Origin of the sequence: Streptomyces sp. NPDC026673 (assembly GCF_040638135.1) — a bacterium.
Classification (GTDB): Bacteria; Actinomycetota; Actinomycetes; order Streptomycetales; family Streptomycetaceae; genus Actinacidiphila.
On sequence record NZ_JBEZXR010000091.1, the window covers coordinates 21,181 to 32,206 of the forward strand.

An 11,026-nucleotide genomic window follows, 5' to 3' on the forward strand; every position below is an offset into this window, starting at 1 on the left:
AGCGGGTCAGGAGTCCTGCTGTGGCCGCGCCTGCCGGCGCAGCCACAGCAGGCCGGTCACCGGCACGACGACGGGCAGGAAGAGATAGCCCATGCCGTAGTCGGACCACACCGTCTGGTCGGGGAACGCCCCGGCGTCGACCAGCGTCAGCGTGCCCACCGTCAGCACGCCGACCAGCTCCAGCGTGCAGCTGACCAGCGCCACCTTCCGGGCGCCCTCGCCGCCGCGCCACAGGGCCACCGTGATCACCGCGTAGAGGACGCCGGCCAGCAGGGAGAGCACGTACGCCAGCGGTGCCTCGTCGAACTGCAGGCTGATCTGCACGATCGCGCGGGAGAGCGCGGCGACGGTGAACACCCCGTACAGGGAGAGCAGCAGCCTGCCCGGCCCGCGGCCGATCCCGCCCTCCGGCGCGGCCGGCGCGCTGGTGCCCTTCGCGGTCTCAGGCACTGACGCCTCCCCAGATGTCGTAGAGCCGCACCTCGAGCACGGCCAGCACCACGCCGCCCGCCGCCACGATCGCCGAGCCCCAGCGGGTGCGCTCGGTCAGCGACATGAAGGCCGCGGCCGGGACGGTGCAGGCCGCGCCGATCAGGTACGCGAGGAAGATCGTGGTGCCGTCCACCGGCTTCTCGCCGCCGGTGAGCTTGACCACGCCTGTCACCAGCTGGACGAGCGCCAGCACCGCCACCACGGCCATGCCGATGAAGTGCCAGTCCTTGGTCGGCTGGTCCCGGAAGGCCGCGAAGCCGCACCAGGCGGCGAGGAGCAGAGCCGTGGCCGAGACCGCGATCGTGAGCGCGTCGAGCATGGCGTGACTCTATTACGGGCGGGAAAGACCGGATCCCTGCCCCCTCGCTGTCCACATTCCGGACTGCGAGACCGGATATTGGTACGCCGCGCGACTGTCTGCTTTACTGGTGCGCATGACCACGACGAACCGCCGCTGCCGCGCGACCGAGGCGATGACGCCCGGTGTTCGTCGTATGTGTCGAATGTGTGCGCGCTGAGGGCCCACGCCATCTGAGTCTCGTGCCCCGAAGCGAGACCCGCCCCTCCTGCCACGGACCGCACACCCCCATGGAACTGCAGCAGACCACCAGCCGCTGTCGGCCGGCGCACGACGCCCGGCCGCCCGGCTCCCGCTGCTGACCTTTCCTCCCGCGCCCTCCCCGGGGCGGAGCCATGCGTGTTCGCGGTCCATACGCCCCCGTGTGCGGCTTTCGTCCGCCGCGCACTCGACAGTGACGGAATTCCCAGTGATCACCACAACGGGCCTGACCAAGGTCTACCGTTCCCGCGACCGGGAGACGGTGGCCCTCGACGGCGTCGATCTGCACGTCCGCGAAGGTGAGGTGTACGGCGTCGTCGGACGCAGCGGCGCCGGCAAGAGCACGCTCATCCGCTGCGTCAACCTGCTGGAACGACCCACGTCGGGCACCGTGGAGGTGGCCGGCCGGGACCTGACCGCGCTCGCCGGCCGCTCCGACCGCGCGGGCTCCGCCCTGCGGACCGCCCGCACGGGCATCGGCATGGTCTTCCAGCACTTCAACCTGCTGTCCTCGCGCACCGTCCGGGACAACGTCGAACTGCCGCTGGAGATCCTCGGCGTCTCCGGCCGCGAGCGCGGCCGCAAGGCCCTCGAACTGCTCGACCTGGTCGGCCTCGCCGACAAGGCCCGCGCCTACCCGGCGCAGCTCTCCGGGGGCCAGAAGCAGCGCGTCGGCATCGCCCGCGCCCTGGCCGGCGACCCCAAGGTGCTGCTCTCCGACGAGGCCACCTCGGCCCTCGACCCCGAGACCACCCGCTCGATCCTGCACCTGCTGCGCGACCTCAACCGGCAGCTCGGCCTGACCATCCTGCTCATCACCCACGAGATGGACGTGGTCAAGGCCATCTGCGACTCCGCCGCGCTGATGAAGGGAGGCCGCATCGTGGAATCCGGCAAGGTCACCGACCTGCTCGCCACGCCCGGCTCCGAACTGGCCCACGAACTCTTCCCGGTCGGCGGCGAGCCCTCCGGCGCGGGCCGCACCGTGGTCGACCTCACCTTCCACGGCGAGGCCGCCACCGAGCCCGTCATCTCCCAGCTCTCCCGCACCTACAACATCGACATCTCGGTGCTCGGCGCCGCGCTGGAGACCATCGGCGGCCGCCAGGTCGGCCGGATGCGGATCGAACTGCCCGGCGCCTTCGAGGACAACGTCGTGCCGATCGGCTTCCTCCGCGAGCGCGGCCTCCAGGTCGACGTCGCACCGGTCGCCGGCGACGAGCTCGTCAAGGAGGGCGCGAAGTGAGCTGGTCGGAGATGCAGCCGCTGCTGTCGCAGGCGTGTTGGGAAACCCTGATCATGGTCGGCTGGTCCACGCTGATCTCGCTGGCCGGGGGACTGCCGCTGGGCGTCCTGCTGGTGCTGACCGACCGCGGCGGACTGCTGCGCAACGCGCCGGTGAACAAGGCCGTCGGGGTGATCGTGAACCTGGGCCGCTCGCTGCCCTTCCTCATCCTGATGATCTCCGTGCTGCCCTTCACCCGCTGGGTGATCGGCACCACCATCGGCGCCGAGGCCATGGTCGTCCCGCTCTCCATCGGCGCCATCCCGTTCCTCGCGCGGCTGGTGGAGACCTCCGTCCGCGAAGTGGACGGCGGACTCGTCGAGGCCGTCCAGGCCATGGGCGGCAGCACCTGGACCGTCGTCCGCAAGGCCCTGCTGCCCGAATCGCTGCCCTCCCTGATCGCCGGGCTCACCACCACGGTGATCGCGCTCATCGGCTACTCCGCGATGGCCGGCACCATCGGCGGCGGCGGCCTCGGCGACCTCGCCATCCGCTACGGCTACCAGCGTTTCGAGACCTCGCTGATGCTCGTCACCATCGGCGTGCTGATCGTCATCGTGACGGTCGTCCAGCTCGCCGGCGACCTCGCCGCCCGCGCCGCCTCGCACCGCGGCCGCGCCTCCGCCGCGCCCCGGCTGCGCCTGCTGCGCCCGGCCGCGACCTCAGAGACCTCCTGACACCGCAAGGCAACACCGTTCCAGAAAGGCACTTTTCGTGCGTACCACCGTCAAGATCACGACCGCCCTCCTCGCCGCCGCGGGCCTCACCCTCGGGCTGACCGCCTGCGGCACGGACTCCGGCTCGAAGAAGGACAGCGCCAGCGACCCGCTCGTCGTCGCCGCGAGCCCCGTCCCGCACGCGGAGATCCTGAACTTCGTCAAGAAGAACCTGGCGGAGAAGGCCGGACTCAAGCTGGAGGTGAAGGAGTTCAGCGACTACGTCACGCCGAACACCGCCACCGAGGACGGCTCCGTCGACGCCAACTACTTCCAGAACCAGCCCTACCTGGACGACTTCAACAAGAAGAAGGGCACCCACATCGTGCCCGTCGTCACCGTCCATCTGGAGCCGCTGGGTCTGTACTCCGACAAGGTCAAGTCCGCCGACGCGATCAAGAACGGTGCCACGATAGCCGTGGCCAACGACGCGGTGAACGAGGCCCGCGGCCTCAAGCTGCTCGCCGCCAACGGCCTGATCACCCTCAAGGACGGCGTCGGCAACGAGGCCACCCCCGCCGACATCACCGCCAACCCCAAGAACCTCAAGTTCAAGGAGCTCGAGGCCGCCCAGCTGCCGCGCTCCCTCCAGGACGTCGACGCCGCCGTCATCAACGGCAACTACGCCATCTCCGCGGGCCTCAAGCCCGCCGACGACGCCCTGGTGCTGGAGTCCGCCGAGAACAACCCCTACGGCAACTTCCTCGCCGTCAAGGAGGGCAACGAGAAGGACCCGCGCGTGCTGAAGCTCAAGAAGCTCCTCACCACGCCCGAGGTGAAGAAGTTCATCGAGGACACGTACGCCGGTTCCGTCATCCCCTCCTTCTGAACCCGCGGGCCCCGAACGGGGGCGGGTGCCGCGGTCACCGCGCCCCGCCCCCCTCGGCCGTCCCCGGCCAGTCCAGCCGCAGCCGCTCGGCGCGCGGCAACCGGGCCACGATCAGGTCGTACGAGTCCTCGACCAGCTCGCGCACCATCGCGTCGGGCAGCGAGCCGTCCAGCGTGACCGTGTTCCAGTGGCGCTTGTTCAGATGCCAGCCGGGCGCGATCGCCGCATGCTCCGCACGCAGCCGCACCGCCAGGTCGGGGTCGCACTTCAGGCTCACCTTCAGCTGTTCGTCCCCCAGCGCGCTGATGGCGAAGATCTTCCCGCCGACCTTGAAGACGGTCACCTCGGTGTCCCGCGGGAAGGGGTTCTCCTCCGCCGCGCCGTTGAAGCCGAGGCAGAAGCCCCTGAGCCCGTCCGCGTCCATCCGCCCATTCAACAGGGCGCCACCGACAGACCCGCACGGACCCGCGGGGTCAGCGCCGCCGCACCCAGTACACGTCCGTCGTGTACGGCATCTCGACGGCGTCCTTGCCGCGCGTCGCGGCGTGACCCGCCAGCACCGCCTCCACCTCGGCGCGCACCCGCTCCTGCTCGGCCGGGTCCATCACCGCGATGTGACTCGACGAGGTCATCCGCTCCACCACGTCCGTGACCGTCGTCGAATGCCGATTCGGCCAGTGCCGCTCGTGCACCCGCGACCAGCCCGCGCGATCGGTGAAGGCCTTGCGCCAGCCGTCGTCCAGCGGACTCGGCAGATCGCGCGGCGCCAGCCGGAAGACGATGTCCTGGTAGTCCCGCACCCAGGGGACCGAGGTGTCGTACGTGTTCCACACCAGCGCCAGCGAACCGCCCGGCCGCAGCAGCCGCTCGACCTCCGCCAGCGCCGCGTCCTCCTGGAACCAGTGCCAGGACTGCGCCGCCACCACCGCGTCCGCGCACCCGTCCGGCAGCCCCGTCGCCTCCGCCGTCCCCGCGGACACCCGTACGCCCGGCAGCAGCTCCGCGAGCCGCTCGCGCATCTCCGTCACCGGCTCGACCGCGACCACCTCCGCGCCGGTCAGCGCCAGCAGGCGGGTGAACTTGCCGGTGCCGGCGCCCAGGTCGACCACCGTGCGGCCGGCCTCGAGAGGCAGGGCGTCCGCCAACTCGGCCAAGGCCGCCATGGGGTACGAGGGCCGCGACCGCTCGTACACACCCGCGGCCCGCTGATATCCGACTCCTGCTGCGTGGTGCACCGTCACGCGGGCAGACGCTAGCAGGACCGTATGACCACAGGGGGAGCGGACCTGCGGAAAAGCCGGGGAACAGCACACCAACTGCTCCCGTCGCGCCGATGGTTGGACGTACCCTGGGGCGACGGCCGCGCAGGCCCCCGCGGCGACCCGGTCCTGCGGTGACCCGGTGGATGCTGCATGCTGTGCACTTCACACATGCCCTGGCTACGGAGCGTCGAATGACCAGCTTCCCGGAGATCTCCATCAGTACGGAGCGGCTGGTGCTGCGCCCGTACGAGGAGGCCGACCTCCCCGCCCTGGCGGAGATGATGAACGACGAGTCCGTGATCGCCTGGACCTCCGTGCCGCACCCGTACACCGAGGCCGACGCCCGCGCCTTCATCGCCGAGTTCGCCCCCGCCGAGCGCGCGGCGGGCCGGGGCATCGTGCTCGCCGTCACCGAGTTCCTCACCCAGCGGCTGGTGGGCACCGTCCACCTGCAGCGCACCGACTGGCGCATCCGCAGCAGCGAGGCCGGCTACATGATCGCCCCCTGGGCGCGCGGCGAGGGCTATGCCGCCGAGGCCGTGCAGGCCACCGCCCAGTGGCTCTTCGACGATCAGAAGTTCGAGCGCCTGGAGCTGCGCACCGCCGCCGACAACGCCGCCTCCCAGCAGGTCGCGCAGAAGATCGGCTGCATCAGCGAGGGCGTGCTGCGCAACGCCGGCCTGGTCCGCACGCGTCCCGACGGGGAGACCGACGGCCGCTGGGAGGAGATCCGCACCGACCTGATCGTGTGGAGCCTGCTCCCGGAGGACCTCGACGGCCTCGCGGAGCAGTCCGCCGACGGCTCCGACTACGCGGCCTACGCCGACTGGCAGTGAGCACCCGCTAGCGCAAGATCCTGTCCGGGGTACTGTGCACACCCCGGGATCACCCCATGCCCCCGGGCACCACACCGCGACGCGCCCAGGAGGCAGGACGACGATGGCCGACCGTGTCACCGTGATCGGGTGGGACGGCTCACCGCCGGGGGACGCAGCGCGCTCCGCGCTGTCGGCCGCCACGCTGGTGGCCGGAACCCGGCACCACCTGGCGCTGCCCTTCGTGCCCGAGGACGCCGAGCGGATCGTGCTGGGCAGCATCGACCTCGCCGCCCGGCGGATCGCACGGCACCGCGGCACGGCGGTGGTCCTCGCCGACGGCGACCCGGGCTTCTTCGGCGTCGTCCGCGCGCTGCGCACCCCCGAGTACGGGCTCGAGGTCGAGGTCGTCCCCGGTGTCTCCTCGGTCGCCCAGGCCTTCGCACGGGCCGGGATGCCCTGGGACGACGCACGCGTGGTCGTCGCGCACACCCGCACCCTGCGGCGGGCCGTCAACGTCTGCCGGGCCCACCCCAAGGTCGCGGTGCTGACCGCGCCGGGCGCCGGGCCCGCCGAACTCGCGCTGCTGCTCGGCGACGAGCACCGCACCTTCGTGATCTGCGAGGCGCTCGGCACCGAGCACGAGCAGGTCACCGTGCTCACCTCCGACAAGGTCGCCGACCACACCTGGCGGGACCCCAACGTCGTCCTCGTCGTCGGCGCCGCCCCGGCAGCTGCGCCCGCCCATGTTCCGGTTCCGGCCGCCGCCGCGCAGGCCGGCTGGCTCGCCGGCGGGGACCCCGACTCGTCCGACCGCGTACGGGGCTGGGCGCTGCCCGCCGAGCGGTACGTGCCCGGGGACGGCCCGGCGCACCTGCGCGCCCTGCAACTGGCCCGGCTCGGACCGCGGGCCGGCGACCTGCTCTGGGACATCGGCGCCGGCGGCGGGGCCGTCGCGGTGGAGGCGGCACGGTTCGGTGCGGCCGTCATCGCGGTGGAGGCCGACGCCGCGGCGTGCGCCCGGATCGAGGACACCGCACGGGACTTCGGGGTGCAGGTCCGGGTCGTCCACGGCACGGCCCCGCACGTGCTGGAGGACCTTCCGGAACCGGACATCGTGCGCATCGGGGGCGGGGGCCCGGAGGTCGTCGCCGCCTGCGCCGCGCGCCGGCCGGAACGAATCGCCGCGAGCGCCGCGAACCGGGACGAGGCAGAAGCCGTCAGCCGCGCCCTCGACGAGGGCGGATACGCCGTGGAACGCGCGTTGTTGCAGGCAGTCGAGCTGGACTCCGAGTGGTCCGAGCGGGAGCGCACGGTGGTCTTCGTGCTCCTCGGACACCGCAGGTGAGCCAGTGGGTTGCGCCCGCATTGCGACCGGTTTGAGGTGAACCCCCCTGAGCACGCGCGGCACACGCACGGTAGGCTGACGGACCGCTGTGCCACCGTCGCGCATTGACGCCGAGTGAGGGCTGATCAGTAATGGTCAGTACCGGTCAATCGCCGTCGTCGTGCCGGTTGCCGCCCACGCTCGTTCTTTCTGTGGGCAGTGTCTCGGCGCAGCGATGGAAGGAGCGAAACCGATGGGCGAGGGGCACGCATGACTGACACCGGCCAGGTCCCGGGTGAGGGACTGCCGGAGAACGCAGGCGAAGAAGCGGTTCTGCAGCCGTACGCCGACCTCCCCGGCAGTGGCGCGCAGCAGCAGGCCGTCCCCTCGTGGGACGTCGATCCGCTCACCGCGCCGGTTCCTCCCGAGTACCAGTACCTCGACCAGCCGTCCGGCCCCGTTGTGGCCGACGAGGACGAGGAGATGCTGCTGATGCCCGGTCTGCAGGGGTCGTGGGCCGACCCGCAGCCGGTACCGCCGCAGCCCGTCCCGGTCGCCACCGCCGTTCCGGCGCCCGTGGCCGCGCCGGTTCCGGCGCAGGCCCCGATCCAGGTGGCACACGAGCACACCGCGCACGGCGTCCCGGTGACTCAGGAGCGCGTCGAGCACGACGCCCACGAGAGCGGCGGCCGCGACTCCGTGTCCCTCGACTACTCCGCGGTCCGCACGGACCTGCCGGCGCCGGAGCACCTGGCGCCCGCGCAGGCCACGCCGGACCAGCCCGCGCAGTTCACGCCCGAGCACGCCGTGCCGGTGCCGGTGCCGGTCGAGCCGGTCGTCGCGCAGCCCGCGCCGGCCGAGGACGCCGCCGTGACCGCGGACGCCCCGGTCCAGGTCCCGGTCGCGGAGCCGGCACCGCAGCCCCATGTGCCCGCGCAGACGCAGGTGCAGGAGCCCGTCCCGGCCGCTCCGGTACCGCCGCGGCGTCCGCTCCACATGGGCCCGCCGATCCCGGACCCGTCCAACGGCGGCGGCATCGTGCGGTCCCTGGCCGACCGCGGTCCGGCAACCCCGCCGCCCGCTCCCGCGCCGCAGCCGGTCCCCGTGCCGATGCGCCAGTCCGGGCCGCCCACCACCGGACCGGAGTACCTGGACATCCCCCGCGACGAGATCCCCGCCGCGGTCCCGGCCGAGGTCCCGGGCGAGGTCCCGGCGACGGCACCCGCGACCGGCGAGACCTGGACCGCCCCGGCGGAGGCGCCGACGCCCGAGGCCGTCGTGCCCGCGCCCGCGCCCGCGCCCGCGCCTGCCGCGGAGCCGGCCGTCGTCCCGGAGCCGCCGCTGGAAACCCCGGACGAGCCGCTGCCGTTCGGCATGGAACCGGCGTCCGAGGCGCCCGCCGCACCGGAGCCGGCAGCGGAACCCGAGCCCGCCGTCGCCGTGTTCGTACCGGAGCCGGTCGTGGAGGCCGTGCCCGCCCCCGAGCCGGTCGTGGAGCCCGTGGCCGCTCCGGAGCCCGTTGCCGAGGCCGAGGTGGTCGTGGAGGCGGTCGCGGAGCCCGCGCCCGCCCCGGAGCCCGTTGCCGAGGCCGAGCCCGCTCCGGAACCGGTCGTGGAGCCCGTGCCTGCCCCCGAGCCGGTCGTGGAGACCCTGGCTGCCCCCGAGCCGGTGGTGGAGACCCTGGCGGAGCCCGTACCCGCGGTCGAACCCGAGGCGCCGGTCGCCGTGGAGGAGCCCCTTCCGGCCGCGGTCCCGGTCGTGGCGGCGGAGGACGAGGCGCAGGCCGTCGTCGCCGAGCCGGAGCCCACGCCCGAGCCCGAGCCCGAGTCCCTGGCCGAGGCGGAGCCCGAGACGCCGGTCGCCGGCGAGGAGGCCCCGGAACTCCTGGTCCCCGCGGCCGAGGGCTACGACCCCGCCGTACGGGATGCCGTCCACCGCGTGATCCGCGAGCGCCGGGACATCCGTAACGGCTTCCGCAAGGACCCGATCCCGCACGAGGTGCTGATCCGCGTGCTGGAGGCGGCGCACACCGCACCCAGCGTCGGCCACTCCCAGCCCTGGGACTTCGTCGTCATCCGCTCCGCGAAGACCCGGGCGCGCATGCACGAACTCGCCATGCAGCAGCGCGAGGCATACGCCAAGTCCCTCCCCAAGGGCCGCGCCAAGCAGTTCCGCGAGCTGAAGATCGAGGCGATCCTCGACACCCCGGTCAACATCGTCGTCACCGCGGACCCGACCCGTGGCGGCCGCCACACGCTGGGCCGTTACACCCAGCCTCAGATGGCCCCGTACTCGTCGGCGCTCGCCGTGGAGAACCTCTGGCTCGCCGCCCGCGCCGAGGGCCTCGGCGTCGGCTGGGTCAGCTTCTTCGACGAGCGCGAGATGGTCCGCGAACTCGGACTGCCCGAGCACCTCGAGGTCGTCGCGTACCTCTGCGTCGGCTACGTCGACGAGTTCCCCGAGGACCCCGAGCTGGTGCAGTCCGGCTGGTCCAAGCGGCGCCCGCTGGCCTGGGTCGTCCACGAGGAGGAGTACGGCAACCGGGCCCTGCCCGGCGAGGAGCCGCACAACCTCCTGGAGGAGACCCTTCGCGGCATCCGCCCGCTCGACGCCAAGGCGCTCGGCGAGGCGTGGGAGCGGCAGAAGCGGATGACCAAGCCGGCCGGCGCGCTGGGCATGCTGGAGATCATCTCCGCGCAGCTCAGCGGGCTCTCCCGGCAGTGCCCGCCGCCGATCCCCGAGCCCGCGGCCGTCGCGATCTTCGCCGGCGACCACGGGGTGCACGCCCAGGGCGTGACCGCCTGGCCCCAGGAGGTCACCGGCCAGATGGTCGCCAACTTCCTGGGCGGGGGCGCGGTGTGCAACGCCTTCGCCAACCAGGTGGGCGCCGAGGTGTGCGTGATCGACGTCGGGGTCGCCTCGGAACTGCCCAGCACGCCCGGTCTGCTGCCGCGCAAGGTCCGCCCCGGCACAGCCGACTTCACGGCCGGGCCCGCCATGACCCGCGAGGAGGTCCTCCGGGCGATCGAGGTCGGCATCGAGACCGCCCGCGACCTCGTCGCCGCGGGCAACAAGGTGCTGCTCACCGGGGAGATGGGGGTCGCCAACACCACTGTCTCCGCGGCCCTGATCTCCGTCTACACCGGGGTCGACCCGGCGGAGGTCACCGGACGCGGGACCGGCATCAACGACGAGATGCACGCCCGCAAGATCGACGTCGTGCGGCGGGCCCTCGAGCTGCACCGGCCCGACCCGTCCGACCCGATCGAGGTCCTCGCGGCCATCGGCGGCCTCGAGCACGCGGCCATGGTCGGCCTGTTGCTCGGCGCCGCGTCCCTGCGGACCCCGGTCATCCTCGACGGCGTCAGCGCGGGCGCGGCCGCCCTGGTGGCCCGCGCCATCGCCCCGGAGGTCCTCGCGGCGTGCATCGCCGGCCACCGCAGCGCGGAGCCGGGCCACCGCGCGGCCCTGACGAAGCTGGGCCTGCGCCCGCTGGTCGACCTCGACCTGCGCCTCGGCGAGGGCACGGGGGCGCTGTTGGCGCTGCCGCTGGTGCAGAGTGCTGCGCGGGCGATGCATGAGGTGGCGACGTTTGACTCTGCCGGGGTTACCGAGAAGTCCTGACCGGGCGGTCGTGGTGGGCGGGGCGTTTTCCCCGCCCGCCCGCCCGATTGCCCGGCGCGGTTAGGCACCGCGCCGCTGCGTGTGGGGTGGGCCGGGGTCGGGGCCTCCGGGGCTGGG

Annotated in this window: 10 protein-coding genes; 6 read left to right on the forward strand and 4 right to left on the reverse strand. The window is 72.9% G+C overall.

Annotated elements, in window-relative coordinates; all coding sequences use genetic code 11:
• Positions 1-6: 6 nt before the first annotated feature.
• On the reverse strand, positions 7-450 hold the full coding sequence (locus AB0F62_RS37185) for a hypothetical protein (RefSeq protein ID WP_361809948.1): 444 nt from the start codon (positions 448-450) through the stop codon (positions 7-9).
• Positions 443-811, reverse strand: coding sequence for a hypothetical protein (locus AB0F62_RS37190; protein WP_361809950.1), 369 nt, complete (start codon positions 809-811; stop codon positions 443-445). Before AB0F62_RS37190 ends, AB0F62_RS37185 begins: the two co-directional genes overlap by 8 nt.
• Before the next feature lie 448 nt (positions 812-1,259).
• Between AB0F62_RS37190 and AB0F62_RS37195 the strand changes: the two genes are divergently transcribed.
• Genes AB0F62_RS37195 through AB0F62_RS37205 form a run of 3 tightly spaced genes read left to right on the forward strand, consistent with a single transcriptional unit; the run spans position 1,260 to position 3,881 of the window.
• Positions 1,260-2,297 (forward strand): ATP-binding cassette domain-containing protein, encoded by a 1,038-nt coding sequence (locus AB0F62_RS37195; protein WP_361809952.1) that lies wholly within the window; start codon positions 1,260-1,262, stop codon positions 2,295-2,297.
• On the forward strand, positions 2,294-3,013 hold the full coding sequence (locus AB0F62_RS37200) for a methionine ABC transporter permease (protein WP_361809954.1): 720 nt from the start codon (positions 2,294-2,296) through the stop codon (positions 3,011-3,013). Before AB0F62_RS37195 ends, AB0F62_RS37200 begins: the two co-directional genes overlap by 4 nt.
• Before the next feature lie 37 nt (positions 3,014-3,050).
• On the forward strand, positions 3,051-3,881 hold the full coding sequence (locus tag AB0F62_RS37205; protein WP_361809956.1) for a MetQ/NlpA family ABC transporter substrate-binding protein: 831 nt from the start codon (positions 3,051-3,053) through the stop codon (positions 3,879-3,881).
• A gap of 34 nt (positions 3,882-3,915) precedes the next feature.
• Here AB0F62_RS37205 and AB0F62_RS37210 read toward each other — a convergent pair whose 3' ends face one another.
• Together AB0F62_RS37210 and AB0F62_RS37215 are read right to left on the reverse strand one after the other, a co-directional pair.
• Positions 3,916-4,305, reverse strand: coding sequence for an MmcQ/YjbR family DNA-binding protein (locus AB0F62_RS37210; RefSeq protein WP_361809958.1), 390 nt, complete (start codon positions 4,303-4,305; stop codon positions 3,916-3,918).
• Positions 4,306-4,354: 49 nt separating this feature from the next.
• Positions 4,355-5,122, reverse strand: coding sequence for a class I SAM-dependent methyltransferase (locus tag AB0F62_RS37215; protein ID WP_361809960.1), 768 nt, complete (start codon positions 5,120-5,122; stop codon positions 4,355-4,357).
• Between the two features lie 212 nt (positions 5,123-5,334).
• Between AB0F62_RS37215 and AB0F62_RS37220 the strand changes: the two genes are divergently transcribed.
• The 3 genes from AB0F62_RS37220 to cobT all read left to right on the forward strand — a co-directional run bounded on the left by AB0F62_RS37220 (position 5,335) and on the right by cobT (position 10,909).
• On the forward strand, positions 5,335-5,979 hold the full coding sequence (locus AB0F62_RS37220) for a GNAT family N-acetyltransferase (protein ID WP_361809962.1): 645 nt from the start codon (positions 5,335-5,337) through the stop codon (positions 5,977-5,979).
• 103 nt (positions 5,980-6,082) lie between these two features.
• Positions 6,083-7,306: a precorrin-6y C5,15-methyltransferase (decarboxylating) subunit CbiE gene (cbiE, locus tag AB0F62_RS37225; protein ID WP_361809964.1), complete on the forward strand. Its 1,224-nt coding sequence runs from the start codon at positions 6,083-6,085 to the stop codon at positions 7,304-7,306.
• A 249-nt stretch (positions 7,307-7,555) separates the two neighbouring features.
• The gene (cobT, locus tag AB0F62_RS37230) at positions 7,556-10,909 is read left to right on the forward strand and encodes a nicotinate-nucleotide--dimethylbenzimidazole phosphoribosyltransferase (protein WP_361809966.1); all 3,354 of its coding nucleotides are present in this window, start codon (positions 7,556-7,558) and stop codon (positions 10,907-10,909) included.
• Positions 10,910-11,026 lie beyond the last annotated feature (117 nt).